At 57.9% G+C, this 25,271-nt stretch carries 27 protein-coding genes and 1 tRNA gene; 26 read left to right on the top strand and 2 right to left on the bottom strand.

The window, feature by feature from the left end; genetic code table 11:
* The first annotated feature begins 260 nt into the window (after positions 1 to 260).
* The 26 genes from rpsO (at position 261) to arfB (ending at position 23,565) form a co-directional block, all read left to right on the top strand.
* Positions 261 to 527 carry a 30S ribosomal protein S15 gene (rpsO, locus tag B9Z49_RS02400; RefSeq protein WP_019428565.1) on the top strand — a complete coding sequence of 89 codons (267 nt, stop codon included), beginning with the start codon at positions 261 to 263 and terminating at the stop codon, positions 525 to 527.
* Positions 528 to 736: 209 nt separating this feature from the next.
* Positions 737 to 2,842 (top strand): polyribonucleotide nucleotidyltransferase, encoded by a 2,106-nt coding sequence (gene pnp, locus B9Z49_RS02395; protein WP_108351848.1) that lies wholly within the window; start codon positions 737 to 739, stop codon positions 2,840 to 2,842.
* 116 nt (positions 2,843 to 2,958) lie between these two features.
* On the top strand, positions 2,959 to 3,969 hold the full coding sequence (locus B9Z49_RS02390) for an NAD(P)H-quinone oxidoreductase (RefSeq protein WP_108351847.1): 1,011 nt from the start codon (positions 2,959 to 2,961) through the stop codon (positions 3,967 to 3,969).
* Positions 3,969 to 4,721, top strand: coding sequence for a triose-phosphate isomerase (tpiA, locus tag B9Z49_RS02385; protein ID WP_369913313.1), 753 nt, complete (start codon positions 3,969 to 3,971; stop codon positions 4,719 to 4,721). Before B9Z49_RS02390 ends, tpiA begins: the two co-directional genes overlap by 1 nt.
* A gap of 39 nt (positions 4,722 to 4,760) precedes the next feature.
* The gene (gene secG, locus B9Z49_RS02380; protein ID WP_108351846.1) at positions 4,761 to 5,141 is read left to right on the top strand and encodes a preprotein translocase subunit SecG; all 381 of its coding nucleotides are present in this window, start codon (positions 4,761 to 4,763) and stop codon (positions 5,139 to 5,141) included.
* Positions 5,142 to 5,298: 157 nt separating this feature from the next.
* A tRNA-Leu gene (locus tag B9Z49_RS02375) sits at positions 5,299 to 5,383 on the top strand.
* 66 nt (positions 5,384 to 5,449) lie between these two features.
* Positions 5,450 to 5,809 carry an NADH-quinone oxidoreductase subunit A gene (locus tag B9Z49_RS02370; protein ID WP_108351845.1) on the top strand — a complete coding sequence of 120 codons (360 nt, stop codon included), beginning with the start codon at positions 5,450 to 5,452 and terminating at the stop codon, positions 5,807 to 5,809.
* 43 nt (positions 5,810 to 5,852) lie between these two features.
* A complete protein-coding gene (locus B9Z49_RS02365) occupies positions 5,853 to 6,332 on the top strand; it encodes an NADH-quinone oxidoreductase subunit B family protein (protein WP_108351844.1) in 480 nt (159 codons plus the stop codon).
* A gap of 11 nt (positions 6,333 to 6,343) precedes the next feature.
* On the top strand, positions 6,344 to 6,952 hold the full coding sequence (locus tag B9Z49_RS02360) for an NADH-quinone oxidoreductase subunit C (RefSeq protein ID WP_108351843.1): 609 nt from the start codon (positions 6,344 to 6,346) through the stop codon (positions 6,950 to 6,952).
* Position 6,953: 1 nt separating this feature from the next.
* The gene (locus B9Z49_RS02355; protein ID WP_108351842.1) at positions 6,954 to 8,207 is read left to right on the top strand and encodes an NADH-quinone oxidoreductase subunit D; all 1,254 of its coding nucleotides are present in this window, start codon (positions 6,954 to 6,956) and stop codon (positions 8,205 to 8,207) included.
* The gene (gene nuoE, locus B9Z49_RS02350) at positions 8,204 to 8,692 is read left to right on the top strand and encodes an NADH-quinone oxidoreductase subunit NuoE (RefSeq protein WP_108351841.1); all 489 of its coding nucleotides are present in this window, start codon (positions 8,204 to 8,206) and stop codon (positions 8,690 to 8,692) included. Before B9Z49_RS02355 ends, nuoE begins: the two co-directional genes overlap by 4 nt.
* Positions 8,692 to 10,092: an NADH-quinone oxidoreductase subunit NuoF gene (gene nuoF, locus B9Z49_RS02345; RefSeq protein ID WP_108351840.1), complete on the top strand. Its 1,401-nt coding sequence runs from the start codon at positions 8,692 to 8,694 to the stop codon at positions 10,090 to 10,092. The genes nuoE and nuoF overlap by 1 nt, the downstream gene beginning before the upstream one ends.
* The gene (gene nuoG / locus B9Z49_RS02340; RefSeq protein ID WP_108351839.1) at positions 10,085 to 12,199 is read left to right on the top strand and encodes an NADH-quinone oxidoreductase subunit NuoG; all 2,115 of its coding nucleotides are present in this window, start codon (positions 10,085 to 10,087) and stop codon (positions 12,197 to 12,199) included. The genes nuoF and nuoG overlap by 8 nt, the downstream gene beginning before the upstream one ends.
* Positions 12,192 to 13,274: an NADH-quinone oxidoreductase subunit NuoH gene (gene nuoH, locus B9Z49_RS02335; RefSeq protein WP_108351838.1), complete on the top strand. Its 1,083-nt coding sequence runs from the start codon at positions 12,192 to 12,194 to the stop codon at positions 13,272 to 13,274. Before nuoG ends, nuoH begins: the two co-directional genes overlap by 8 nt.
* Positions 13,275 to 13,287: 13 nt before the next feature.
* Positions 13,288 to 13,797: an NADH-quinone oxidoreductase subunit NuoI gene (gene nuoI, locus B9Z49_RS02330; RefSeq protein ID WP_108351987.1), complete on the top strand. Its 510-nt coding sequence runs from the start codon at positions 13,288 to 13,290 to the stop codon at positions 13,795 to 13,797.
* A 37-nt stretch (positions 13,798 to 13,834) separates the two neighbouring features.
* The gene (locus B9Z49_RS02325) at positions 13,835 to 14,485 is read left to right on the top strand and encodes an NADH-quinone oxidoreductase subunit J (protein WP_108351837.1); all 651 of its coding nucleotides are present in this window, start codon (positions 13,835 to 13,837) and stop codon (positions 14,483 to 14,485) included.
* The gene (nuoK, locus tag B9Z49_RS02320; RefSeq protein ID WP_108351986.1) at positions 14,485 to 14,793 is read left to right on the top strand and encodes an NADH-quinone oxidoreductase subunit NuoK; all 309 of its coding nucleotides are present in this window, start codon (positions 14,485 to 14,487) and stop codon (positions 14,791 to 14,793) included. Before B9Z49_RS02325 ends, nuoK begins: the two co-directional genes overlap by 1 nt.
* Positions 14,794 to 14,800: 7 nt before the next feature.
* The gene (gene nuoL / locus B9Z49_RS02315; RefSeq protein ID WP_108351836.1) at positions 14,801 to 16,846 is read left to right on the top strand and encodes an NADH-quinone oxidoreductase subunit L; all 2,046 of its coding nucleotides are present in this window, start codon (positions 14,801 to 14,803) and stop codon (positions 16,844 to 16,846) included.
* A 22-nt stretch (positions 16,847 to 16,868) separates the two neighbouring features.
* Entirely contained in the window at positions 16,869 to 18,344 is a 1,476-nt protein-coding gene (locus tag B9Z49_RS02310) for an NADH-quinone oxidoreductase subunit M (protein WP_108351835.1), read from the top strand.
* A 51-nt stretch (positions 18,345 to 18,395) separates the two neighbouring features.
* Complete coding sequence (nuoN, locus tag B9Z49_RS02305; RefSeq protein WP_108351834.1) at positions 18,396 to 19,883, top strand: NADH-quinone oxidoreductase subunit NuoN; 1,488 nt, start codon at positions 18,396 to 18,398, stop codon at positions 19,881 to 19,883.
* An 18-nt stretch (positions 19,884 to 19,901) separates the two neighbouring features.
* Complete coding sequence (locus B9Z49_RS02300; protein ID WP_108351833.1) at positions 19,902 to 20,204, top strand: DUF2818 family protein; 303 nt, start codon at positions 19,902 to 19,904, stop codon at positions 20,202 to 20,204.
* 28 nt (positions 20,205 to 20,232) lie between these two features.
* Positions 20,233 to 20,817 carry an NUDIX domain-containing protein gene (locus tag B9Z49_RS02295; protein WP_108351832.1) on the top strand — a complete coding sequence of 195 codons (585 nt, stop codon included), beginning with the start codon at positions 20,233 to 20,235 and terminating at the stop codon, positions 20,815 to 20,817.
* Between the two features lie 9 nt (positions 20,818 to 20,826).
* On the top strand, positions 20,827 to 21,360 hold the full coding sequence (locus B9Z49_RS02290) for a DUF1178 family protein (protein WP_108351831.1): 534 nt from the start codon (positions 20,827 to 20,829) through the stop codon (positions 21,358 to 21,360).
* A gap of 201 nt (positions 21,361 to 21,561) precedes the next feature.
* On the top strand, positions 21,562 to 21,900 hold the full coding sequence (locus tag B9Z49_RS02285; protein ID WP_108351830.1) for a helix-turn-helix transcriptional regulator: 339 nt from the start codon (positions 21,562 to 21,564) through the stop codon (positions 21,898 to 21,900).
* The gene (locus B9Z49_RS02280) at positions 21,890 to 23,167 is read left to right on the top strand and encodes a type II toxin-antitoxin system HipA family toxin (protein ID WP_108351829.1); all 1,278 of its coding nucleotides are present in this window, start codon (positions 21,890 to 21,892) and stop codon (positions 23,165 to 23,167) included. Before B9Z49_RS02285 ends, B9Z49_RS02280 begins: the two co-directional genes overlap by 11 nt.
* Positions 23,164 to 23,565 carry an alternative ribosome rescue aminoacyl-tRNA hydrolase ArfB gene (gene arfB, locus B9Z49_RS02275; protein ID WP_108351828.1) on the top strand — a complete coding sequence of 134 codons (402 nt, stop codon included), beginning with the start codon at positions 23,164 to 23,166 and terminating at the stop codon, positions 23,563 to 23,565. Before B9Z49_RS02280 ends, arfB begins: the two co-directional genes overlap by 4 nt.
* Positions 23,566 to 23,594: 29 nt before the next feature.
* On the opposite strand, the gene B9Z49_RS02270 is transcribed toward arfB, so the two are convergent.
* On the bottom strand, positions 23,595 to 24,839 hold the full coding sequence (locus B9Z49_RS02270; RefSeq protein ID WP_108351827.1) for an ATP-binding protein: 1,245 nt from the start codon (positions 24,837 to 24,839) through the stop codon (positions 23,595 to 23,597).
* Positions 24,840 to 24,982: 143 nt separating this feature from the next.
* The gene (locus B9Z49_RS02265) at positions 24,983 to 25,207 is read right to left on the bottom strand and encodes a ribbon-helix-helix protein, CopG family (RefSeq protein ID WP_108351985.1); all 225 of its coding nucleotides are present in this window, start codon (positions 25,205 to 25,207) and stop codon (positions 24,983 to 24,985) included.
* Positions 25,208 to 25,271 lie beyond the last annotated feature (64 nt).

Below are 25,271 nucleotides of genomic sequence, written 5' to 3'. Positions count from 1 at the left end.
TCACAAAAAAACGATCCCTTACCTCTTGTTCAAGACTTCAAGGGGCCGGATCAATAGGCGTCTGATTCGCGCTTTGCGGACGATGGTTGATTCAAAAAGATCAACGTTGCGCCGCGGTCCACTGAGGCCATGTTTCGGGCTATAATCCGGCTGTTTTGCGATTTGCAAAGCGCACGCCATCCGCTTTTCCGGCAGTTGGCGCAAGTCATTAACCCGCTGAAATTCTTCATTGAATGCCAGCGAAACAACAAGGAAAAACCATGATTGCATCTTCAATCAAGGCCGAGGTCGTCAAGGCCAACGCCCGTGCTGCCAACGACACTGGGTCCCCAGAAGTCCAGGTGGCTTTGCTCACAGCCCGTATCAACGAGCTGACACCCCACTTCAAAACACACGCCAAAGACCATCACGGTCGCCGTGGTTTGCTGCGCATGGTCAGCCGTCGCCGCAAATTACTCGACTACCTCAAGTCCCGTGATGCTGACCGTTACGTTGCACTGATCGCCAAACTTGGCCTGCGCAAGTAATCGTCACGCCAGATGAAAAGCGCCTGAGTTAGTTCACTAGCTCAGGCGCTTTATTCTTTTTTTCAGTCGGAATTTGCCACAAAGAACCCGCGCTGTGTCATTCCACAAGGCTTTCAATCAAGGTTTTGTGGAATGGCATCGAGTTCAGAGCGTCAACTTCCGGGCTCACAGTGCAGCCTCATGCGCTTTTGTTTTCAGGAGTTCTGAACATGTCTATTTTCAATAAAGTTACCAAAACATTCCAGTGGGGCCAGCACACGGTCAAGATGGAAACTGGCGAAGTCGCACGCCAAGCCGGCGGCGCTGTGCTGCTCGACATGGAAGGCACCGTTGTGCTCGCCACAGTCGTGGGCTCCAAGATCGCCAAAGCCGGTCAAGACTTCTTCCCTCTCACTGTCGATTACATCGAGAAGACTTATGCTGCAGGCAAGATTCCCGGCAGCTTCTTCAAGCGTGAAGCCAAGCCCAGCGAGCACGAGACACTGACCAGCCGCCTGATCGATCGCCCGATCCGTCCTCTGTTCCCTGAAGGTTTTTACAACGACGTGCACGTGGTCATCCACACCGTGTCTTTGAACCCTGAAGTCGACGCCGACATCGCAGCGATGATCGCTGTGTCTGCCGCCTTGTCCATCTCGGGCATCCCGTTCAACGGCCCCATTGGCGCCGCTCGCGTGGGTTACATCAACGGCGAATACGTCCTGAACCCCGGCCAGACCCAGCGCAAAGACAGCGTGATGGACCTGGTGGTGGCCGGTACCGAAGCCGCTGTGCTGATGGTCGAATCCGAAGCCCAGCAACTGTCCGAAGAAATCATGTTGGGCGGTGTGGTGTACGGTCACGAGCAATCGGCCATTGCCATCAACGCCATCCACGAACTGGTGCGTGAAGCTGGCAAGCCCGTGTGGGACTGGCAAGCGCCTGCCCGCGACTTGGCTTTCGAAGCCAAGCTGGCCGCACTCGCAGAAGAAAAGCTGCGCGCTGCTTACCAAATTCGCAACAAGCAAGCCCGCACACACGCTTGCCGCGAAGCTTACGCTTCGGTCAAAGCGGCTTTGGCTGCAGAAGGTGTGGCCTTTGACGGCGTCAAGCTCGACGGCCTGATGTTCGAAATCGAAGCGCGCATCGTGCGCAGCCAGATTTTGGCCGGTGAGCCCCGCATCGACGGCCGCGACACACGCACTGTGCGCCCCATCGAAATCCGCAACAGCGTGCTGCCCCGCACCCACGGCTCGGCCCTGTTCACACGTGGCGAAACCCAGGCTTTGGTCATCACCACTTTGGGCACCGAGCGCGATGCTCAGCGCATCGACGCGCTGGCTGGCGAGTTCGAAGACCGCTTCATGTTCCACTACAACATGCCTCCCTTTGCCACCGGCGAAGTGGGCCGCATGGGCAGCACCAAGCGCCGCGAAATCGGCCACGGTCGTTTGGCCAAGCGTGCTTTGGCCGCTGTGTTGCCAAGCAAAGAAGAGTTCCCCTACACCGTGCGTGTGGTGTCCGAAATCACCGAATCGAACGGCTCTTCGTCCATGGCTTCGGTTTGCGGTGGCTGCCTGTCGATGATGGACGCTGGTGTGCCGATGAAAGCCCACGTGGCGGGTATCGCCATGGGCCTGATCAAGGAAGAAAACCGCTTTGCGGTGTTGACTGACATCTTGGGTGACGAAGACCACCTGGGTGACATGGACTTCAAGGTCGCTGGTACCACCAACGGCATCACTGCTTTGCAGATGGACATCAAGATCCAGGGCATCACCAAAGAAATCATGCAAGTCGCTTTGGCCCAAGCCAAAGAAGCCCGCATGCACATTCTGGGCAAGATGCAAGAGGCGATGAGTACGGCCAACACCGAAGTGTCGGATTTCGCGCCCAAGCTCTTCACCATGAAGATCAACCCCGAGAAAATCCGTGACGTGATCGGCAAGGGCGGCGCGACCATCCGTGCCCTGACCGAAGAAACCGGTTGCCAGATCAACATCTCCGAAGACGGCACGATCACCATCGCGGCCACCGACGGCGAAAAGGCCGACATCGCCAAGAAGCGCATCGAGCAGATCACCGCCGAAGTTGAAATCGGCAAGGTCTACGAAGGCCCTGTGACCAAGATCCTTGACTTCGGCGCCCTGATCAATTTGCTGCCTGGCAAAGACGGTCTGCTGCACATCAGCCAGATCGCCCACGAGCGCGTTGAGAAGGTCACCGACTACCTGAGTGAAGGCCAGATCGTCAAGGTCAAGGTCATGGAAACCGACGAAAAAGGCCGCATCAAGTTGTCGATGAAGGCTTTGTTGGACCGTCCGGCTCAAGGCTGAGTCGTTGAGCCTTATCAGTTGAGAGTTGGGCGTTGAGCGAGATGCTTTTCACCCCAACGCTCAACCAATCCTCAATGCCCAACGCTTAACGCCCAACGCACAACGCTGAACCTGCCATGAACGTCATCGAAATTCAAAGCTTCGGCGCCCCTGAAGTGCTGGTGCCCGGCACCCGTCCTGAGCCTGTGGCCGGGGCAGGGGAGTTGCTCATTCGCGTTTCGGCCAGCGGCATCAACCGCCCCGATGTGCTGCAACGCACCGGCAATTACCCCGTGCCACCGGGTGCCTCGGACATTCCGGGTCTGGAGGTCGCAGGCGTGGTGGTGTCGGGTGATGCGGCGGCCATGGCCGAAGCGGGATTTGCAGTGGGCGACCGTGTCTGCGCTTTGGTAGCGGGTGGTGGTTATGCGCAACTGTGCGTGGCACCGGTGGCCCAGTGTTTGCCAATCCCCAAAGGCTTGACGGATACCGAAGCTGCTTCGCTGCCTGAGACATTTTTTACCGTGTGGAGCAATGTGTTTGACCGCGGGCGTTTGCAAGCGGGTGAGACCCTGTTGATCCAGGGCGGCACCAGCGGCATCGGCGTCACAGCCATCCAGATGGCGAAGGCGGCTGGCGCTAAAGTGATTGCCACGGCAGGTTCTGATGCCAAATGCCAGGCTTGCTTGGACTTGGGCGCTGACCATGCCATCAACTACAAAACCTCAGATTTCGTTGCCGAGGCCAAGCGCATCACAGGTGGCGCTGGTGTGAATGTGATCTTGGACATGGTCGCTGGCGATTATTTGGCGCGTGAAGTTGAGGCCTTGGCCGAAGACGGTCGCTTGGTCATCATCGCAGTGCAAGGCGGCGTCAAGAGCGAGTTCAATGCCGGCATGGTATTGCGCCGTCGCTTGACGATCACCGGTTCGACACTGCGTCCGCGCCCCGTGGCCTTCAAGGCAGCGATTGCCCAGTCTTTGCGCCAGACAGTGTGGCCCTGGATCGAGTCGGGCCGCATCAAGCCGGTCATCCACAGCGTTTTTGGCGCGGTGGAGGCGGGTGGTGGTTTGCCTTCGGGCGCGGCGCAAGCCCATGCCTTGATGGAAACGAACCAGCATGTAGGCAAGATTGTGGTGACTTGGTGATGGGCATGTCCGGCAAATTGATGGTGGGCAATTGGAAGATGAATGGCAGCCTGGCTGCCAATGCTTCTTTGTTATCCGACATTTTGAACGGCATGGCGGGTGTGAGTTGCCATGCTGCGGTGTGCTTGCCCGCACCCTATCTGGCGCAAGCTCAAAGTTTATTGGCCGGATCGGCCTTGGCATTGGGTGCGCAGGATGTATCAGCCCATGAATCAGGTGCCTACACCGGCGAGGTGTCGTGCGACATGTTGCGTGATTTTGCGGTGCGTTTCGCCATCGTGGGCCACTCGGAGCGGCGTCAATACCATGGCGAGACAGACACCGTGGTGGCCAACAAAGCCCAGCGCGCCTTGGCTGCAGGCATCACCCCCATCGTGTGCGTGGGCGAGAGCCTGGCCGAACGCGAGGCAGGGCAGACCGAGGCGGTGGTCAAACGGCAATTGGCGGCGGTGATCCACACCAACGGCCACTGCATCAGCGAAATCGTGGTGGCCTATGAGCCCGTTTGGGCCATTGGCACTGGATTGACGGCCACGCCTGAAAAAGTCCAAAGTGTGCACGCTGTTTTGCGTGCTCAGTTGCAGGCCGCCACAGCGCATGCTGAGCGGGTGTCGATCTTGTACGGTGGCAGCATGAATGCCGCCAATGCCGCGTCCTTGCTGGACCAGCCCGATGTGGACGGCGGTCTGATCGGGGGGGCGTCACTCAAGGCCCCAGACTTTTTATCCATGTTGAAAGCCGCTTCGCGCTGAGCTTTTCAACCCAGTTTTGATTTTTTTCGGAGTACTCAAATGAGCGTGATGTTGACCTTGATATTGGTGGTGCAGATGTTGTCGGCGCTGGCCATGATTGGCCTGATCCTGATCCAGCACGGCAAAGGCGCGGACATGGGGGCCGCTTTTGGAAGCGGTGGTTCGGGCAGCTTGTTTGGCGCGACAGGCAGTGCGAACTTCATGTCGCGCACCACGGCGGTGTTGGCGGCCGTGTTTTTCGTCTGTACTTTGTTGCTGGCTTATTTTGGCAAGCTCGCTCCCACCTCTTCGGGCAGTGTGCTCGAAGGCGCGGCTGTGACGGCGCCTGCCCCAGTGAACACCAGCCCCGCTGCGCAGATTCCCGGCAACACTCCTGTGGCCCAGCCCGACAACAGCGTCCCCCCCGCACCGGTGAAGTAAACGGCACATCAGTAAGCTGTCATTCAGCTTTGCTGCTGTGCACAATTTTCCAGTTTTAAGTCGGGAAATAGCCCATTTTTCGGGGTAAAATCAGAGATTGATCAGTAAGCGATACGCACTCAAGGTGTACCTCATGCAAGCTGGTCCTGAGCATCCAGCCGTCGTGGTGAAATTGGTAGACACGCTATCTTGAGGGGGTAGTGGCGAAAGCTGTGCGAGTTCGAGTCTCGCCGACGGCACCAGACAAACAGAATCGCTCGTGCTGAAGGCTTGGGCGGTTCATTCGGTCATTAACCGGCAGTCACCCAATGAACCTCGAACAGTACCTCCCCATTCTCTTGTTCATTTTGGTTGGTGTTGCTGTCGGCATCATTCCCCAGGTTTTAGGCTACATCCTCGGTCCCAACCGGCCTGACGCGGAAAAAAATTCCCCCTATGAATGCGGCTTCGAAGCCTTCGAAGACGCTCGCATGAAGTTCGATGTGCGCTACTACCTGGTGGCCATTTTGTTCATCTTGTTCGATCTTGAAATCGCCTTCCTGTTTCCTTGGGCCGTGGCCCTCAAGGAGGTGGGCATGGCCGGCTTTGTGGCTGCGGTGATTTTTCTGGCCATTCTGGTCGTCGGCTTTGTTTACGAGTGGAAAAAAGGCGCCCTGGACTGGGAATGACCGTTTTACGCACCACAGCAAACTGCCTGTTTGAGGAATCCAAATGATTGAAGGCGTGATGAAAGAAGGTTTCGTCACCACGAGTTACGACTCGGTGGTGAACTGGGCCAAAACGGGCTCGCTCTGGCCCATGACCTTTGGTCTGGCTTGCTGCGCAGTCGAGATGATGCATTCGGCCGCTGCCCGTTATGACTTGGGGCGCTTCGGTGCAGAAGTGTTCCGTGCCAGCCCCCGTCAGGCCGACTTGATGATCGTGGCGGGCACCTTGTGCAACAAGATGGCTCCGGCGCTGCGCAAGGTCTATGACCAGATGTCTGAACCACGCTGGGTGATCTCCATGGGTTCTTGCGCCAACGGCGGCGGTTATTACCACTACAGCTATTCGGTGGTGCGCGGTTGCGACCGCATCGTACCGGTGGATGTGTATGTGCCGGGCTGCCCGCCCACAGCCGAAGCACTGATCTACGGCATCATCCAGCTGCAGCAAAAAATTCGCCGCACGCACACCATTGCGCGCGCTTGAAGGGAATGACGATGACCGTTTTCGCCATTCGCCCCGAAGACTTGCAAGACACCTTGGCTGTAGCCTTGGGTGATCGGGTGCAAAAAATCACCCTGGCCCTGGGTGAGGTGACTGTGCAGGTGAGCGCAGCCCATTACCTGGGCGTGATGCAAACCCTGCGTGATGCGCCGGGTTGCCAATTTGAACAGCTTGTAGATTTGGCAGGTCTGGATTACTCGGCTTACCGCGAAGTGGGCTCCGATGGCCCGCGTTTTGGTGTCACGGTGCATTTGTTGTCCGTGAGCCTGAACCAGCGCGTGCGCGTCAAAGTGCTGTGCCCCGACGACGACCTGCCTTTGGTGGACTCGGTCAACGACATCTGGAACTCGGCCAACTGGTACGAGCGCGAAGCGTTCGACCTGTATGGCATCGTGTTCGAAGGCCACAACGACCTGCGCCGCATCTTGACTGACTACGGCTTCATCGGTCATCCCTTCCGCAAAGACTTCCCGCTGTCGGGCCACGTCGAAATGCGCTACGACGCCGAGCGCAAGCGCGTGATTTACGAGCCCGTGAGCATTGAGCCACGCGAGATCACGCCGCGCATCATCCGCGAAGACAACTATGGAGGCCTGAACTGACATGGCCGAAATCAAGAATTACACGCTGAACTTTGGCCCCCAGCACCCGGCTGCGCACGGTGTGTTGCGCTTGGTGCTCGAGTTGGATGGCGAGGTTGTGCAACGTGCCGATCCGCACATCGGCTTGCTGCACCGCGCTACCGAAAAGTTGGCAGAGAGCAAAACCTACATCCAGTCGCTCCCCTACATGGACCGCTTGGATTACGTGTCGATGATGTGCAACGAGCATGCGTATTGCTTGGCCATCGAAAAGATGCTGGGGCTGGAAGTGCCCATGCGCGCGCAGTACATCCGCGTGATGTTCTCGGAAATCACCCGCGTGCTGAACCATTTGATGTGGCTCGGTTCACATGGCAACGACTGCGGCAGCTCGACCATCCTGATCTACACCTTCCGCGAACGTGAAGACTTGTTCGACATGTACGAGGCCGTGTCGGGTGCCCGCATGCACGCGGCGTACTTCAGACCCGGTGGCGTGTACCGCGACTTGCCAGACAGCATGCCCCAGTACAAGGTCAGCAAAATCAAGAACGCCAAGGCCATCGAGCAGCTGAACAAAAACCGCAATGGTTCCTTGCTGGACTTCATCGACGACTTCACGCAACGCTTCCCCAAGTGCGTAGACGAATACGAAACCCTGCTGACCGATAACCGCATCTGGAAGCAGCGCACCGTGGGCATCGGCGTGGTGGCACCCGAGCGTGCTCTGAACCTGGGCATGACCGGCCCCATGCTGCGCGGCTCAGGCTTCGCTTGGGACTTGCGCAAAAAGCAGCCGTACGACGCTTACGACCAGGTCGAATTCGACGTGCCGGTGGGCAAGACCGGTGACAGCTACGACCGCTATTTGGTGCGTGTGCAAGAGATGCGCGAATCGAACCGCATCATCCAGCAATGCGTGAAGTGGCTGCGTGCCAACCCTGGCCCCGTCATCACCGACAACCACAAAGTGGCACCGCCTGCGCGCGAAGGCATGAAGTCCAACATGGAAGACTTGATTCACCACTTCAAGCTCTTTACCGAAGGTTTTCATGTGCCCGAAGGCGAGGCCTATGCCGCCGTCGAGCACCCCAAGGGGGAGTTCGGCATTTACATGGTGAGCGATGGGGCAAACAAGCCTTACCGTCTCAAAATTCGTGCCCCGGGCTTTGCCCATTTGGCCACCCTCGATGAAATGGCCCGTGGCCACATGCTGGCCGATGCGGTCGCGATCATCGGGACCATGGACATCGTTTTTGGAGAGATTGACCGATGATCTCTGATTCAACCAGAGCACGCTTTGCGCGTGAAGTTGCCAAGTTCCCTGCGGACCAAAAGCAGTCGGCCGTCATGGCCTGCCTGGCTATCGTGCAGCAAGAACAAGGCTGGGTGAGCCCCGACAGTGAGCAAGTCGTGGCCGAGGTGTTGGGCATGCCTGTGATGGCGGTTCACGAAGTGACCACCTTTTACAACATGTACAACCAAAAGCCGGTGGGCAAGTTCAAGCTGAACGTGTGCACCAACCTGCCTTGCCAGTTGCGCGGCGGTCAAAAAGCGTTGGAACATCTGGAACACAAACTGGGTGTGAACGTTGGTGAAACCACGCTTGACGGCCTGTTCACCTTGCAGCCCAGCGAGTGCCAAGGGGCTTGCGCCGATGCGCCGGTTTTGTTGGTCAATGACCGCCACATGTGCAGTTTCATGAGCCACGACAAGCTCGACCAATTGGTCGACAGCTTGAAGAAAGCCGAGGCCACCTGATGAACGTCGAACAAATTCTCAGCCAATTTCAGGCCAATGGCGTGGAATCCTGCTTCCATGACCACCACATCAACCCGCAAATCTATGCAGGGCTGAATGGCACGAACTGGGGCATCAAAGATTACGAAGCACGCGCTGGCTATGCGGCCTTGCGCAAAATCTTGGGCAAAGACGGCACACCACCCAACGCAGAAACCGGCATCGCTGGCCTCACCCAAGACCAGGTGATCGCCACCGTCAAAGAGTCCGGTCTGCGTGGTCGCGGCGGTGCGGGTTTCCCCACGGGCCTGAAGTGGAGCTTCATGCCCCGCCAGTTCCCCGGTCAAAAGTATTTGGTGTGCAACTCGGACGAAGGCGAGCCGGGCACCTGCAAAGACCGCGACATCATGGAGTACAACCCGCACACGGTGATTGAAGGCATGATCATCGCCGCGTATGCCATGGGCATCAGCGTGGGTTACAACTACATCCACGGCGAAATTTTCCACACCTACGAGCGCTTTGAAGCGGCCCTCGAAGAAGCCCGCGCAGCAGGCTACTTGGGTGACAACATCATGGGCAGTTCGTTCAGCTTCCAGTTGCACGCCTCGCATGGTTTTGGCGCTTACATCTGCGGTGAAGAAACTGCCTTGCTCGAATCGCTGGAAGGCAAAAAAGGCCAGCCCCGTTTCAAGCCACCGTTTCCCGCCAGCTTTGGTCTGTACGGCAAGCCCACCACCATCAACAACACCGAGACCTTCGCGGCGGTGCCCTGGATCATCCGCAATGGGGGTCTGGCGTATCTGGAATGCGGCAAACCCAACAACGGCGGCACCAAGATCTTCTCGGTCAGCGGTGACGTGGAGCGTCCCGGCAACTACGAAGTGCCCATGGGCACACCGTTTGCCAAGCTGCTCGAGCTCGCCGGTGGCGTGCGTGGTGGTCGCCAACTCAAGGCGGTGATCCCTGGCGGATCGTCTTCGCCGGTGGTACCTGCCGAGTTGATGATGAAGCTCACCATGGACTACGACAGCATTGCCAAAGAAGGCGGCTCGATGTTAGGTTCGGGGGCGGTGATTGTCATGGACGAGACGCGTTGCATGGTCAAGGCTCTGGCGCGTTTGTCTTACTTTTACTCGCACGAGTCTTGCGGCCAATGCACGCCTTGCCGCGAAGGCACAGGCTGGCTGTGGCGCATGGTGGACCGCATTGAACACGGCCAAGGCCGCGCCAGCGACATCGACATGCTCGACAGTGTGGCCGGCAACATCATGGGCCGCACGATTTGCGCCTTGGGCGACGCCGCGGCCATGCCAGTTCGCGGCATGCTCAAGCATTTCCGTCACGAATTTGTACACCTCATCGAGCACAAGACCTCCAAGGTCGGTGCCGATGCAACAGCGGTGAAGACCCATGGTTGAAATAGAACTCGACGGTCAGAAAGTGGAAGTTGCCGAAGGCAGCATGGTCATGCATGCCGCCGAAAAAGCGGGCACCTACATTCCCCATTTCTGCTACCACAAGAAACTCTCGATTGCGGCCAACTGCCGCATGTGTCTGGTTGAGGTTGAAAAGGCCCCCAAGCCCATGCCCGCCTGCGCCACCCCCGTGACGCAAGGCATGATCGTGCGCACTAAGAGCGACAAGGCGATTGCAGCCCAAAAGTCGGTCATGGAATTCTTGCTCATCAACCACCCGCTCGATTGCCCGATTTGCGACCAGGGCGGTGAGTGCCAGTTGCAAGACTTGGCTGTGGGTTATGGTGGCAGCAGCTCGCGCTACGAAGAAGAAAAGCGTGTGGTGTTCCACAAGGAAGTCGGCCCGCTGATCTCGATGGAAGAGATGAGCCGCTGCATCCACTGCACACGCTGTGTGCGCTTTGGCCAGGAAGTGGCCGGCGCCATGGAGCTGGGCATGTCGCACCGCGGTGAGCACGCCGAGATCGAAACCTTTTTGGGCCAAACGATTGACTCCGAACTGTCGGGCAACATGATCGACATTTGCCCCGTGGGCGCGTTGACCAGCAAGCCGTTCCGCTACCACGCCCGCACTTGGGAACTGTCGCGCCGCAAGTCGGTCGCTGCCCACGATTCATCGGGTGCCAACCTGATCGTGCAGGTCAAAAACAACCAGGTCATGCGGGTCGTGCCTCTGGAAAACGAAGACGTCAACGAGTGCTGGATCGCCGACCGTGAGCGTTTCTCGTACGAAGCCCTGAATGGCACTGACCGCCTGACCCACCCCATGCTCAAGCAGGGCGGTGAATGGAAAACCGTTGACTGGCAAACCGCCCTCGAATACGTGGCCAACGGTCTGCGCAATATCCAGCGCGACCACGGTGCCAACAGCATCGGCGCTTTGGTCAGCCCGCACAGCACTGTCGAAGAGTTGTACCTGGCCGGTGCTTTGATGCGCGGCCTGGGCTCTGACAACATTGATTACCGTTTGCGCAACGCCGAATTTGGCGCTGCTGAAGGCGTGCGCACGTTGGGTACATCGATCGCATCGCTGAGCACACTGCAGCGCATTTTGGTCGTGGGCTCCAACCTGCGCAAAGACCATCCGCTGTTTGCGCTGCGTGTGCGCCACGCTGTGCGCCATGGCGCTGCCGTGAACCTGATCGCCGACAAAGGCGCGTTCAGCCACGCCGATGCCTGGGCCATGCCTGTGGCCAATGCCGTGGTGACCGATGCTTTTGCCTGGGCGCAAACCCTGGCCGATGTGGCGACCGCCATTGCAGCAGAGAAAGGTGTTACAGCTCCCTGTGTTGGCACGGCTTCTGCACAAGCCCAAGCCATCGCCAAGTCTCTGCTGGGTGGTGAGCGCAAGGCGGTGCTGCTGGGCAATGCCGCAGCACACCATGCCAACGCTTCGACCTTGCTGGTCCTGGCCAACTGGATTGCCGAGCAAACGGGTGCGTCTGTCGGTTACCTGACCGAAGCAGCCAACACCGTGGGCGCGCAATGGGTGGGCGCTCAGCCCCAAACCGGTGGCAAGCATGCGGGCCAGATGCTGGCCGGTGGCCTGAAAGCTGCAATCTTGCTGAACACCGAGCCCGAGTTTGACAGCGCTGCAGGTGGCGCCGCTGCCCATGCATTGGCGCAGACCGAAATGGTGGTGACCCTCAGCCCGTTCAAGGCCAACATGGCATTCAGCGATGTGCTGCTGCCGATTTCCCCTTTCACCGAAACCTCAGGCTCTTTTGTCAATGCCGAAGGTCTTCTGCAAAGCTTCCACGCCGTGGTCAAGCCTTTGGCCGATACGCGTCCAGCCTGGAAAGTGCTGCGCGTTCTGGCCAACTTGCTTGACATACCGGGCGTGTCCTTCGAGACCTCTCAAGACGTGTTGTCTCGCGCCACGGCTCAACCGCTAATGGCATCGAACGTCACACGGGCCGCCATCAACCTGACGGGGACCACCACGCCTGCTCCGGCGGTCGCTTCCATTTACCAACTTGATGGCACCGTGCGCCGCGCGCCGTCATTGCAATTGACCGCAGACGCCCGTCTGGAGGTGACCCATGATTGACGCGCTGTACAACGGCGGCCTGAATTTGGTGGCGGCCAGCTGGTGGGCCACGATGGTTTGGCCTGTTTTGTGGATTTTGCTCAAGATCGTCGCCATCCTCGCACCGCTGATGGGCGCCGTGGCCTACCTGACGCTGTGGGAACGCAAACTCTTGGGCTTTATGCAAGTTCGTCATGGACCCAACCGCGTGGGGCCGTTTGGTTTGTTGCAGCCGATTGCAGATGCCCTGAAGTTGCTGACCAAAGAACTGATCAACCCCACAGCAGCCAGTCCCGGCTTGTTCCGCCTCGGCCCGATCATGGCCATCATGCCGGCGTTGGCCGCTTGGGTCGCTATTCCTTTCGGCCCCGAGCAGGCGCTGACCAACATCAATGCCGGCTTGCTGCTGGTCATGGCCATCACCTCGATCGAGGTGTATGGCGTGATCATTGCGGGCTGGGCATCGAATTCCAAATACGCCTTTTTGGGTGCGCTGCGTGCATCGGCGCAAATGGTGAGCTATGAGATCGCCATGGGCTTTTGCTTCCTGGTGGTCCTGATGGTCTCGGGCAGCATGAACCTGACCGAGATCGTTCTGGCGCAAGGCAAGGGCGCAGCCGCCGACATGGGCTTGAGCATCTTGTCTTGGAACTGGTTGCCGCTGCTGCCGATTTTTATCGTCTACTTGATCTCGGGCGTGGCCGAAACCAACCGTCACCCTTTTGACGTGGTCGAGGGCGAAGCCGAGATCGTGGCCGGTCACATGGTTGAGTACTCGGGCATGGGCTTTGCCATCTTCTTCCTCGCCGAATACGCCAGCATGTGGCTCGTGTCCATCCTGGCCGTGATCATGTTCTTGGGCGGCTGGTTGTCGCCGATCGACAGCGCCTTGTTCAATTGGATACCCGGCTGGATCTGGCTGGGCCTCAAGACTTTCTTGGTGGTGTCCATGTTCATCTGGATCCGTGCCACATTTCCGCGCTTCCGTTATGACCAGATCATGCGTCTGGGCTGGAAGATTTTCATCCCGGTCACCTTGGTGTGGTTGCTGGTCGTGGGCGTGTGGTTGCACTCGCCTTGGAACATCTGGCTTTGAGCGGTGAATGACCATGACAACAATGACTGCTTCCTCTTTCTCGATCAAGGACTTCCTCAAGAGCTTCATGCTCGTGGAGTTACTCAAGGGCATGGCCCTGACCGGACGCTACGCTTTCGCCCGTAAGGTGACGGTGCAGTTCCCGGAAGAAAAAACACCGCTGTCGCCGCGTTTCCGTGGATTGCATGCCCTGCGTCGCTATGACAATGGTGAAGAGCGCTGCATTGCCTGCAAGCTCTGCGAAGCCGTGTGCCCAGCGATGGCCATCACCATCGAAGCCGGTCAGCGCGAAGACGGTTCACGCCGCACCACGCGCTACGACATCGATTTGACCAAGTGCATCTTCTGCGGCTTTTGTGAAGAAAGCTGCCCAGTGGACTCGATCGTCGAGACGCACATTTTTGAATACCACGGCGAAAAACGCGGTGACCTGTACTTCACCAAAGACATGTTGCTGGCCGTGGGCGACCGTTACGAAAAAGAGATCGCTGCCGCCCGTGCCGCCGATGCTCCTTACCGTTGAACGCCGCCCAGTCCTGAACACTTAAAAAGACAGACTTATGGACGTCAAGACCGGTTTCTTCTACCTCTTCTCGGTGGTACTGCTGTTTGCAGCCTTCCGGGTGGTGACCGCACGCAACCCCGTGCACGCGGTGCTGTACCTCATGCTGGCTTTCTCGCAAGCCTCGGCCGTGTGGTTCCTGCTCAACGCCGAATTCCTGGCCATTTTGTTGGTGCTGGTGTACCTGGGCGCGGTGATGGTGTTGTTCTTGTTCGTGGTGATGATGCTGGACATCGGCATCGACACAGTACGCAAAGGCTTCTGGAAAAACTTTCCTTTGGCGGCCACTTTGGGGGCCATCGTGGCCCTGGAAATGGCCGCTGTGTTGTTGTCCGGTTTTCGCGTGTCCGAAGCACCTGTCATGGGCAACGGTGCCTTGCCGGTGGACAATGCCAAGGCACTGGGCATCTTGCTCTACACCGAATACCTGATGCCGATCCAGATCGCTGCGGCCATTTTGCTGGTGGCCATGATCGCGGCCATTGCTCTGACTTTGCGTGAGCGCAAGGACAGCAAGGCGATTGACCCGTCCACCCAAGTCAAGGTGCGAGCTTCCGACCGCATGCAAGTGGTCAAAATGGCCCCGACCCAAGCAGCGCCTGCCCCCGTTGCTCCAACTGATGCAGCACCTGTGGAGGTGAAAAAATGATGACACTGACCCTTGGACACTTTTTGTCACTTGGCGCCATGCTGTTCGCGTTGTCCGTGATCGGCATTTTCCTCAACCGCAAGAACCTGATCGTGTTGCTCATGGCCATCGAGTTGATGCTGCTGGCCGTGAACATGAACTTTGTGGCGTTTTCGCACTACCTGGGTGACATGCACGGGCAAGTGTTCGTCTTCTTCATCCTCACGGTGGCCGCGGCCGAATCGGCCATTGGCCTGGCCATTCTGGTGCTGTTGTTCCGCAACCAGAACAACATCAACGTGGACGAACTCAATTCGCTCAAGGGTTAACAAGAATATGAGTCAGACCCTCAACGCCAGCACACTGCTGGCCATTCCCTTGGCCCCACTGGCGGGCTCTCTGTTGGCCGGCATTTGGGGTACCCAATTCGGTGGCAACTGGATTGGCCGTCGCCTGTCGCACAGCTTCACCATTTTGGGTGTGCTCTTGGCGTTCATCCTGTCGGCCATGACGCTCAGCAGCGTCTTGGGTGGGGCCCGTTTCAACGAAAGCATCTACACCTGGATGGTGGTGGGTGGCCTGAAGATGGAAGTCGGCTTCATGGTCGACAGCCTCACGGCTATGATGATGTGCGTCGTCACCTTCGTGTCCCTCATGGTGCACATCTACACCATCGGCTACATGGACGAGGACGAAGGCTACAACCGCTTTTTTGCCTACATCTCGCTCTTCACCTTTTCCATGCTGATGCTCGTCATGAGCAACAACTTGCTGCAGCTGTTCTTCGGCTGGGAGGCTGTGGGCCTGGTGTCGTACTTGCTGATTGGCTTTTGGTACAACAAACCGACCGCCATCTTCGCCAACATGAAGGCATTCTTGGTCAACCGGGTCGGTGACTTTGGTTTCATCATCGGCATCGGCCTGATTGTGGCCTACACCGGCACACTCAACTACACCGAGCTGTTTGCCAAGGCGCAAGAGCTTGCCGCCATTGATTTCCCTTGGTACATCTTTGGCATGGACGCGATGCTGATCACCGTGATCTGCATTTGCCTTTTTATTGGTGCCATGGGCAAGTCGGCGCAGTTCCCTTTGCATGTGTGGCTGCCCGACTCGATGGAAGGCCCCACGCCCATCTCCGCTTTGATCCACGCAGCGACCATGGTCACAGCAGGCATCTTCATGGTGGCGCGCATGTCGCCGCTGTTCGAGCTGTCTGACTCGGCGCTCAACTTCATGATGCTCATCGGCTCGATCACGGCGCTGTTCATGGGCTTTTTGGGCATCATCCAAAACGACATCAAGCGCGTGGTGGCTTATTCCACCTTGTCGCAGCTGGGTTACATGACGGTGGCTTTGGGTGCATCGGCCTACTCGGTCGCGGTGTTTCACCTGATGACGCACGCGTTCTTCAAAGCGCTGCTCTTCTTGGGCGCTGGCTCCGTCATCATGGGCATGCACCACAACCAGGACATCCGCTACATGGGCGGTCTGCGCAAGTACATGCCCATCACCTGGATCACCTCTTTGCTGGGTTCGCTGGCCCTGATTGGCACACCTTTGTTCTCGGGTTTTTACTCCAAGGACAGCATCATCGAAGCCGTGCACCTGAGCACCTTGCCTGCGGCTGGCTTTGCCAACTTCGCGGTTTTGGCAGGTGTGTTTGTCACGGCTTTCTATTCGTTCCGCATGTATTTCCTGGTCTTCCATGGCCCGGAGCGCTACGACCAGAACCCGGACGCGCACCATGGGCACGATGACCACCACGGTCACAACGATCACGGAACCGATCACGGCCACGACAAACCCCATGAGTCGCCTTGGGTGGTGACGGTGCCACTCATCTTGCTGGCGATTCCTTCTGTGGTGATTGGCTACATGACGATCGGCCCCATGTTGTATGGCGACTTCTTCAAGGACGTCATCTTCATCGACGCCGTCAAGCACCCTGCGATGCAGCAGTTGGGTCAGTTGTTCCACGGCCCAGTGGCCATGGCTTTGCACGGCATGACCATGGCGCCGTTCTGGCTGGCTTTGGCCGGTGTGGTGACCGCTTGGTACATGTACCTGGTCAACCCCAAAGTACCAGCCTTCTTTGCGCGTGTACTGCGTCCGCTGATCGTGGTCATGGAGAACAAGTACTACATGGACTGGATCAACGAAAACATCCTGGCCATGGGTGCCCGTGGTTTGGGCATGGGTCTGTGGAAGGTGGGCGACCGCGCCATCATCGACGGTTTCTTCGTCAACGGTTCCTGGAAAGTCGTGGGTTGGGTGTCTGGCGTGGTGCGCTGGTTCCAGTCGGGTTTCCTGTACCACTATGCCCTGGTCATGATTTTGGGTGTGTTCGTGCTGATGACGTATTTCGTCTGGCTCGCTTAACGGTTTTGAGGACAAAATAAAAATGGGATTGTTAAGCCTTGCCATCTGGATGCCGATCGCTTTCGGTGTCGTCTTGCTGGCCTTCGGTCGCGACAGCCAAGCGGGCGCTGTGCGCTGGTTGGCTCTTGTCGGCGCGATCGCCAGTTTGCTCGTCACACTGCCTTTGATTTCGGGCTTTCAGCTCGGCACATCCGAGATGCAGTTTGTCGAAAAAATCTCTTGGATTGAGCGCTTCAATGTGCACTACCACCTGGGTGTGGACGGCATCTCGTTGTGGCTGATTCCACTGACGGCCTTCATCAATGTGGTGGTGGTCATTGCGGGCTGGGAAGTCATCACCCGCAAGGTCAACCAGTACATGGCCGCATTCCTGATTTTGTCGGGCCTGATGATCGGCGTGTTTTGTGCGCTGGACGGCATCTTGTTCTACGTGTTTTTTGAAGCCACTTTGATCCCGATGTACCTGATCATCGGCATCTGGGGCGGCCCGAACAAAATTTACGCAGCGTTTAAATTTTTCTTGTACACCTTGCTCGGCTCTTTGCTGATGCTGATCGCGCTGATCTACCTGTACGTGACGTCGGGCGGCAGCTTTGACATCTTGACCTGGCACCAGCTTCCCTTGTCGGGCACGGTTCAGACCTTGTTGTTCTTTGCGTTCTTTGCGGCCTTTGCCGTCAAGGTGCCCATGTGGCCGGTGCACACTTGGTTGCCCGATGTGCACGTTGAAGCGCCTACAGGCGGCTCTGCCGTGCTGGCGGCCATCATGCTCAAGCTGGGCGCTTATGGTTTCTTGCGTTTCTCGATGCCCATCGCCCCCGATGCGGCCCGCGAGTGGGGCATGCTGATCATCGTGCTCTCTTTGGTGGCCGTGATTTATGTGGGCCTGGTCGCCATGGTTCAGCAGGACATGAAAAAGCTGGTGGCTTATTCGTCGGTGGCGCACATGGGTTTTGTGACGCTTGGCTTTTTCATCTTCAACCCGCTCGGCGTGTCCGGCGGCATTGTGCAGATGATCGCGCACGGCTTTGTGTCCGCCGCTATGTTCCTGTGCATTGGCGTGTTGTACGACCGGGTGCATTCGCGCGAAATTGCCAGCTATGGCGGCGTGGTCAATACCATGCCCAAGTTCGCCGCCTTTGCCTTGCTGTTTGCCATGGCCAATGCGGGCTTGCCGGGTACCGCGGGTTTTGTGGGCGAGTGGATGGTCATTTTGGGCGCCGTCAAGTTCAACTTCTGGATCGGCTTGTTGGCCGCCTCGGCTCTGATCTTTGGCGCGGCTTACACCTTGTGGATGTTCAAGCGCGTGTACCTGGGCCCTGTGACCAATGACGATGTCAAAGGGCTGGCCGACATCAATGCGCGTGAATTCATGATGCTCAGTTTGCTGGCCGTGGCCGTGCTTTACATGGGCATTTATCCCAAACCTTTCACCGATGTGATGGATGCTTCGGTGATGGACTTGCTCAAGCACGTGGCCGTGTCCAAGCTGCCTTGAGCAGCCCGGGCCAGAACGTATCGCCTGAATTGAAGAATTGAAAGAACACAGATGATGGACAACTCCAGCTGGATGACGATGTATCCGGAGATCGTGTTGCTGGTCATGGCCTGCGTCGTGACGCTGGCCGACCTCTTCGTGAAAAGCCCCAAGCGCACAGGCACTTATGTGCTGACGCTGGCGTCTCTGGGCGGCGTGGCCTTGTTGCACGCCTTCTACGCCGATGCCGGGCAAACGCTCTACGGCTTTGGCCGCATGGTGGTCAGCGATCCAATGGGCCACTGGCTCAAGTGCTTTGCCACCATCGCCGTGATGGTGACCTTGGTGTATTCGCGCCCCTACGCTGCTGACCGCGAGATGCTGCGTGGCGGAGAAATTTTCAGCCTCAGCCTGTTTGCCTTGTTGGGCATGAGCATGATGATCTCGGGCCAGAACTTCATCGTGATCTATTTAGGCTTGGAGCTGCTGACCCTGTCGAGCTATGCGCTCGTGGCCCTGCGCCGCGACCACGCGCAAGCGAGTGAAGCAGCCATGAAGTACTTTGTGCTGGGGGCCATGGCCTCAGGCTTCTTGCTGTACGGCATGTCCATGATGTATGGCGCGACCGGCAGCCTGGAGTTGTCCGCGGTGCTCAAAGCCATTGCCTCGGGCCAGGTGAACCACCAGGTGCTGGTGTTTGGTTTGGTCTTCATTGTGGCTGGATTGGCCTTCAAGATCGGCGCCGTGCCTTTCCACATGTGGATTCCTGACGTGTACCAGGGCGCCCCAACTGCGGCAACCTTGATGATCGGTGGCGCGCCCAAGCTGGCCGCGTTTGCGATTCTTGTGCGCTTGCTGGTGGAGGGCATGCTGCCGCTGGCGTTTGACTGGCAGCAAATGCTGTCGCTGCTGGCCATTGGCTCCTTGCTCATTGGTAACTTGGCGGCCATCGCGCAGACCAACCTCAAACGCATGCTGGCTTATTCGACCATCTCTCAAATGGGCTTTGTGCTGCTGGGTTTTGTGGCGGGCGTGATCAATGGCGAGACCACCTTGGCCGCCAACGCTTACAGCTCGGCCATGTTCTACATGGTGTCGTATGTGTTGACCACTTTGGCCGCTTTCGGCGTGATCATGTTGCTGGCCCGTCAGGGCTTCGAGAGCGAAGAGATCACCGACCTGTCAGGTCTGAACCAGCGCAGCCCCTTGTATGCGGGTGTGATGGCGATCTGCTTGTTTTCGATGGCCGGCATTCCGCCGATGGTGGGCTTTTATGCCAAGCTGTCGGTGCTGCAATCTTTGCTCGCATCGGGGCAGGGCTTCTATTTGGGCCTGGCAATTTTTGCGGTCATCATGTCGCTGATCGGCGCTTTCTATTATCTGCGCGTGGTCAAGGTCATGTACTTTGACGAGCCGGTCACGGCCACCACCGTGTCTGCCTCGCTCGATGTGCGCCTTGTTTTGTCCACCAACGGCCTGCTGGTCTTGTTGCTGGGCATTTTCCCCGGCGCGCTCATGGCTTTGTGTGCCGACTCGATTGTGCGTATGCTGGCGGTCTGATGCTTTGAACACCGCACCATGAGCACGTCCACCCAAATTGGTTTGTTGATCCTGCTGGCAACGCTTGCCGCCAACGTGCCGTTTTTCAATCAACGCATCATGCTGCTGGGTCCACAACGCCTGTCCAAGCCTTTGCTGTGGCGATTGATGGAGCTGTTGGTTTTGTACTTCGTGGTGGGGGTGGTGGGCCTGGCTCTGGAAAACCACAGTGGACAAGTGGCCCCGCAGGGCTGGGAGTTTTATGCGGTGACCGGCACCATGTTCGTCACGCTGGCGTTTCCGGGTTTCGTCTACCGCTACCTGATGCACCGCAAACACTGAGCGCAGCACGGCCCTCACATTGGTTTGCATGTCTGACGACCACCTGATCGAGCACCGGGTCCACCAGGAAGAGCTTTTGCGCGGGCGTTTTCTGCATGCTTTCCGCGACACTGTGCGGCTGCCCAATCAAAACCTGTCTACCCGCGAATACGTGGTGCACCCCGGCGCCGTCATGGTCATCCCCATGCTCGAAACACCCGATGGTTTGCGCTTGGTGATGGAGCGGCAGTTTCGTTATCCCGTGGGGCAAGTCATGACCGAGTTCCCGGCCGGCAAGCTGGACCCCGGCGAGGACCCTTGGCTGTGCGCCCAACGCGAGTTGCAAGAAGAAACCGGCTATACCGCGCGCCAGTGGGCCCGTGCCGGGGTGTTGCACCCGGTCATCTCCTATTCGACCGAGGTGATCGAGATCTGGTTTGCCAAAGAACTGAGTCTGGGTGAGCGCCGACTGGACACCGACGAATTCTTGGATGTGTTCACCGCCAGCCCATCCGAGTTGATGGCCGCTTGCCAGCAAGGCCGTTTGACCGATGCCAAGAGCTTAACGGGCTTGCTCTGGTTGCAAAACGTGCAATCGGGCCAGTGGCCCTTGCATTGGCAAACCGTTACCTGAGTCGATGGCATGAAAGTCCTTGACCTGCAATGCCGCTTGGGCCACAGCTTTGAAGGCTGGTTTGGCTCTCAAGACGACTACGACGCTCAGCGCGAACGCGGCCTGGTGACCTGCCCGGTGTGCAACGACAGCGAGATCACCAAAAAGCTGTCAGCACCGCGCTTGAACCTGGGCCACGGCACAGCCCCCAAAGTGGAGCCGGGGCAGGGCGCTGAACCTGCGGGCGCGGGCAGCGCTGCGGGTGGCTCGCAATCCTCCGCTGCCGTCGCCCCACCTGCTACACCAGCCCTGGCTGATATGCCGCCCGATGCCTTGCAGCAGATCCAGTCGGCCATGATGAAAATGGTCCGCCACGTCATGGCCAACACCGAAGATGTGGGAACGCAATTTGCCGAAGAAGCCCGCAAGATCCATTACGGCGAGCGCGAAGAGCGCAACATCCGAGGCCAAGCCACGCGCGAAGAAACCGAGGCCCTGATCGACGAAGGCATCGAGGTCATGGCCTTGCCCGTGCCAGAAAACCTCAAGGGGCCGCTGCAATAAAGGCCACTGCATCATTGGACTGTGCGCCGTGCGCTGGACTTATGCCCCATCTGGGTTCGCGCCATGTATGTATTTGCTCATTCATGATCCAAAAAAGGCTATTTGACTCGTTTATGAATCAAATCAAGCTTGACTTTGCGCGGTGCACTTGAAACAATGCGCTTTTAGACCGCTCTTAAACGGTTCTTCACGACACCCGCCATGGCCAAGCCCACCACCCGCCCTTGTTCGCAGTACAGCCTGGATGCCCTGTCGCTGCTGGGGCAACTCGTGCGTGAAGCGCGCCTGAGCAGGGCCCTCACCACCACCGATTTGGCGGCGCGCGCAGGTATTTCCCGCAGCTTGCTGCAACGCATTGAGCGCGGTGACCCGGGCTGCTCCATCGGTGCCGTGTTTGAAGTGGCGGCTATCTGTGGCGTGCCTTTGTTCGAGTCGGACGCCCGTTTGCTGACCCAGCAATTGGGCAGACAGCAAGAAAAAATGGCCTTGATGCCCAAGGCCAGCCGGCCTGGCAAGCAGGTGGTCAACGATGACTTCTGAGCCCACCTTGCCCACAGAGGCCTTCGTCTGGGTCTGGTTGCCCGAGGCCAGCGAGCCCGTGGTGGCAGGTGTATTGACGCGGCAAGGGGCGCGATTTGTCTTCAATTACGGCCGCAGTTACCTGGACCGCCCGAATGCCATCCCACTGTTTGCGCCCGAGTTGCCCTTGCGTGCCGGTCCCTTGCCCTTGCTTCCGGGCTTGACCATGCCCAGTTGCATCCGTGATGCCTCGCCCGATGCCTGGGGACGCCGTGTATTGATCAACCAGCAGTTGGGCGTCAAAGGGCCAGGGTCAGACGGCTTCGAGTTGGACGAGTTGACGTATTTGCTCGTATCTGGCTCTGACAGGGTGGGGGCCATGGACTTTCAGGCGTCCCCGCTGCGCTATGTGGCGCGGCATGCCCAAGAGGCTTCTTTGGCGGCGTTGCAAACAGCGGCAGAAAAAGTCGACCGAGGCCTGCCGCTGGCACCCGGGCTGGACCAAGCTTTGCTGCACGGCACTTCCCTAGGTGGCGCTCGGCCCAAGGTGTTGATGGATGATGGGGAGCGCAAATTCATCGCCAAATTTTCGGCCAGCAATGACCTCTACAGCGTGGTCAAGACCGAGTTCATCGCCATGCGATTGGCCCACAAAGTGGGCTTGAACGTGGCCCCGGTACAGCTGCGCCAAGCGCTGGGAAAAGACGTGTTGTTGATTGAACGCTTTGATCGCATTCGGCACCAGGGGCAATGGCGTCGCCGTGCCATGGTGTCTGCGCTCACGCTGTTTGAGTTGGATGAAATGATGGCCGCTTATGCCAGTTACGAAAAACTGGCCGAAATCATTCGCCACCGATTCACCCATGCCAAAGCCACTTTGCGCGAACTGTTTTCGCGCATCGTCTTCAATGTCTTGTGTGGCAACACCGACGACCACGCCCGCAACCACGCAGCCTTTTGGGATGGACGCCAACTGGCGCTGACGCCTGCCTACGACATCTGCCCCCAATCCCGCTCGGGCCAGCAAGCCTCACAAGCCATGCTGATTCAGGGTGCTGACCGCGCCAGCCAGGTGGCCAGCTGCATCGCAGCCGCGACTGTTTTTTTGCTCGGGCGCGAAGACGCCATTGCCATCGTCAACCAACAGGTGACGGTGATCGAGCGCGAATGGCAAGCCACTTGCGATGATGCAGCCCTGAGCGAAGTGGAACGCCAGCTGTTCTGGCGTCGCCAATTTCTCAACCCTTTTGCCTTTCAACAGGCGCCCGACGGGGTACGTCTGCCATGAAACACGCCCTGCACATCGACGACGCCGAGGTCGAGCTGAGCGCCATCCGTGCGCAAGGCCCGGGTGGGCAAAACGTCAATAAGGTCTCCAGTGCCATCCAGCTGCGTTTTGATGTGGCGGGCTCGTCCTTGCCCGACGACGTCAAACAGCGCTGGCTGCAATCGGGCGACAGCCGATTGACGCTGGAAGGCGTGTTCATCCTCAAAGCTCAAAAACACCGCACACAAGAAGCCAATCGGGTGGACGCCTGGGCCAGGCTGTATGAAACGCTGGACCTCTACGCCAAGCCCCCTAAACCCCGCAAAGCCACCAAGCCGACTTATGGCTCGGTACAAAGGCGGCTAGAGGGCAAGTCGATTCAGTCCAAGATCAAGGCCTCACGGCGGGGCCAGGACTGACGGCCATCAAGTCACACGTCGTGGCGCGCCTATTGTTTGCCCCACAAACTTGAAATCGGTGCTGCCCAGATGCCTTCGCCCAAAGGCATTGTTTCGAGACCGTCGTAAAGCAGTACCCCCAGCTTGAACTGGTTGCCCGCCAAGTTTGCCCATTTGCGCAGCCCGCGCAGGTCGCTTTGTTTGACTGTGGCAGCGGCCTTGACTTCTACGCCAATCAGTTGACCTGCAGCGTTTTCAATGACCACATCGACTTCGACTTTGTCAGCGTCTCGGTAGTACATCAGCCGATAGTCTCCGTCGGATGTCGTTGTTTGTTTGAGCAGCTCCCCATAGACAAAGGTCTCTAAGGCATGCCCAAATCTTGTCCGATCTCGTTCAACTTCTTCGGCCGTGAGGCCCAAAAGTGTTCCCAGTAAGCCTGAATCAATGAATTGCAATTTCGGGGTTTTGACAATCCGGTTGAGGTGGTTGCGGGACCAAACATCCACACGTTTGAGTAAATACATGTGCTCAAAAATACCGATGTAGCGCGATGCCGTTTTGCTGTCCAGGCCAACCTGTCCACCCAGTTGGGTGTAGTTGCACATTTGACCGGCAGTTTGAGCCAATGCGCTCAGAAAGCGTGGCAAATGGGCAAGTTTTTCGATGTTTGCAATGTCGCGGACATCGCGCTGGACGATGGCGTCCAGGTATTGCCGTGCCCAAGCGTTTCTACGCCTTGGAGATTCACGTGAGACCGCTTCCGGGTAGCCTCCGCGCAACACGCGTTGAATTAGAGACTCGCCTGCCACCGATGGGTTTGCATTCAGCAGGTGTCCTGAGAACGCGTTGTCTATCCAGTTGGCGTGATGGCCCTCGATTTCGCTTTGAGACAAAGGCAGAAGCGAAAGGGTTTCCATGCGGCCGGCTAAGGAATCTGCCACGGTTGGAATGGCCAACAAATTGGCGGAACCTGTCAGTAAAAAACGACCTGCTCGGCGGTCTTCGTCGATGTTTTTTTTGATGGCCAGCAAGAGCTGTGGCGCACGTTGAATTTCGTCAATGACCGATCTGTCCAAGTTGCGGATCAGGCCCACGGGGTCTTCGCGTGCGGACAGTCGGGTGAGTTCGTCATCCAATGTCAGATAGCGCATCCCCTTGAGCTTGGCGATGTGTTTGACCAGTGTGGTTTTGCCAGCTTGTCGTGGTCCAGCCAGCAAGACAACAGGCGTGTCTTCCAACGCCTCCGTCAGGCGAGGTTCAATTCGGCGTGAATAAAGATTGTGAGGTTCCACGTCGAAAATTATGCCGTAAATTACGGAAATAATCGACGTAAATTACGGATTTATAGGCTGTAAATTTTGGAATTTAAACGTTTGAGCCATGCCGGCAGAGGATCGCCATCCGTCAAGCTGGTCGGGGCCAGGACTGACGGCCATCAAGTCAATGTGTCGGTGGCGTCCAGCCGATCCAGCACGGCCAGTGCCTTGCCCACATCTCCTGTGGCAGCCATAGCGCGGAAGTGGTTTTCTGTGTCCCACGCTGAAATTGCATGTGCACTGAGTTGCTCTACCAACTTGTTCATGCTCAGGCCTCGGCTTTGCGCCAGCGACTTAAGCCGCTGCGCAGTGTCGTCGGGCAACCTAATCGTCAAAGTACTCATTTCCACTCCTCTAGACATTTCGCGGGTGTCATGATCCGCAAACTTCCTAAACGTAAATCTCCAC

The sequence above is a fragment of the Limnohabitans sp. 2KL-51 genome (assembly GCF_003063645.1).
Lineage (GTDB): Bacteria > Pseudomonadota > Gammaproteobacteria > Burkholderiales > Burkholderiaceae_C > Limnohabitans_A.
Note: the sequence above shows the minus strand (reverse complement) of the source record. Positions and strands in the feature narration are given on the sequence as shown.

Excerpts from the sequence above, each read along its gene's own strand:
- rpsO (WP_019428565.1), top strand. The coding sequence starts at position 261 with ATGATTGCATCTTCAATCAAGGCCGAGGTCGTCAAGGCCAACGCCCGT.
- pnp (WP_108351848.1), top strand. The coding sequence starts at position 737 with ATGTCTATTTTCAATAAAGTTACCAAAACATTCCAGTGGGGCCAGCAC.
- B9Z49_RS02390 (WP_108351847.1), top strand. The coding sequence starts at position 2,959 with ATGAACGTCATCGAAATTCAAAGCTTCGGCGCCCCTGAAGTGCTGGTG.
- tpiA (WP_369913313.1), top strand. The coding sequence starts at position 3,969 with ATGGGCATGTCCGGCAAATTGATGGTGGGCAATTGGAAGATGAATGGC.
- secG (WP_108351846.1), top strand. The coding sequence starts at position 4,761 with ATGAGCGTGATGTTGACCTTGATATTGGTGGTGCAGATGTTGTCGGCG.
- B9Z49_RS02370 (WP_108351845.1), top strand. The coding sequence starts at position 5,450 with ATGAACCTCGAACAGTACCTCCCCATTCTCTTGTTCATTTTGGTTGGT.
- B9Z49_RS02365 (WP_108351844.1), top strand. The coding sequence starts at position 5,853 with ATGATTGAAGGCGTGATGAAAGAAGGTTTCGTCACCACGAGTTACGAC.
- B9Z49_RS02360 (WP_108351843.1), top strand. The coding sequence starts at position 6,344 with ATGACCGTTTTCGCCATTCGCCCCGAAGACTTGCAAGACACCTTGGCT.
- B9Z49_RS02355 (WP_108351842.1), top strand. The coding sequence starts at position 6,954 with ATGGCCGAAATCAAGAATTACACGCTGAACTTTGGCCCCCAGCACCCG.
- nuoE (WP_108351841.1), top strand. The coding sequence starts at position 8,204 with ATGATCTCTGATTCAACCAGAGCACGCTTTGCGCGTGAAGTTGCCAAG.
- nuoF (WP_108351840.1), top strand. The coding sequence starts at position 8,692 with ATGAACGTCGAACAAATTCTCAGCCAATTTCAGGCCAATGGCGTGGAA.
- nuoG (WP_108351839.1), top strand. The coding sequence starts at position 10,085 with ATGGTTGAAATAGAACTCGACGGTCAGAAAGTGGAAGTTGCCGAAGGC.
- nuoH (WP_108351838.1), top strand. The coding sequence starts at position 12,192 with ATGATTGACGCGCTGTACAACGGCGGCCTGAATTTGGTGGCGGCCAGC.
- nuoI (WP_108351987.1), top strand. The coding sequence starts at position 13,288 with ATGACAACAATGACTGCTTCCTCTTTCTCGATCAAGGACTTCCTCAAG.
- B9Z49_RS02325 (WP_108351837.1), top strand. The coding sequence starts at position 13,835 with ATGGACGTCAAGACCGGTTTCTTCTACCTCTTCTCGGTGGTACTGCTG.
- nuoK (WP_108351986.1), top strand. The coding sequence starts at position 14,485 with ATGACACTGACCCTTGGACACTTTTTGTCACTTGGCGCCATGCTGTTC.
- nuoL (WP_108351836.1), top strand. The coding sequence starts at position 14,801 with ATGAGTCAGACCCTCAACGCCAGCACACTGCTGGCCATTCCCTTGGCC.
- B9Z49_RS02310 (WP_108351835.1), top strand. The coding sequence starts at position 16,869 with ATGGGATTGTTAAGCCTTGCCATCTGGATGCCGATCGCTTTCGGTGTC.
- nuoN (WP_108351834.1), top strand. The coding sequence starts at position 18,396 with ATGATGGACAACTCCAGCTGGATGACGATGTATCCGGAGATCGTGTTG.
- B9Z49_RS02300 (WP_108351833.1), top strand. The coding sequence starts at position 19,902 with ATGAGCACGTCCACCCAAATTGGTTTGTTGATCCTGCTGGCAACGCTT.
- B9Z49_RS02295 (WP_108351832.1), top strand. The coding sequence starts at position 20,233 with ATGTCTGACGACCACCTGATCGAGCACCGGGTCCACCAGGAAGAGCTT.
- B9Z49_RS02290 (WP_108351831.1), top strand. The coding sequence starts at position 20,827 with ATGAAAGTCCTTGACCTGCAATGCCGCTTGGGCCACAGCTTTGAAGGC.
- B9Z49_RS02285 (WP_108351830.1), top strand. The coding sequence starts at position 21,562 with ATGGCCAAGCCCACCACCCGCCCTTGTTCGCAGTACAGCCTGGATGCC.
- B9Z49_RS02280 (WP_108351829.1), top strand. The coding sequence starts at position 21,890 with ATGACTTCTGAGCCCACCTTGCCCACAGAGGCCTTCGTCTGGGTCTGG.
- arfB (WP_108351828.1), top strand. The coding sequence starts at position 23,164 with ATGAAACACGCCCTGCACATCGACGACGCCGAGGTCGAGCTGAGCGCC.
- B9Z49_RS02265 (WP_108351985.1), bottom strand. The coding sequence starts at position 25,207 with ATGAGTACTTTGACGATTAGGTTGCCCGACGACACTGCGCAGCGGCTT.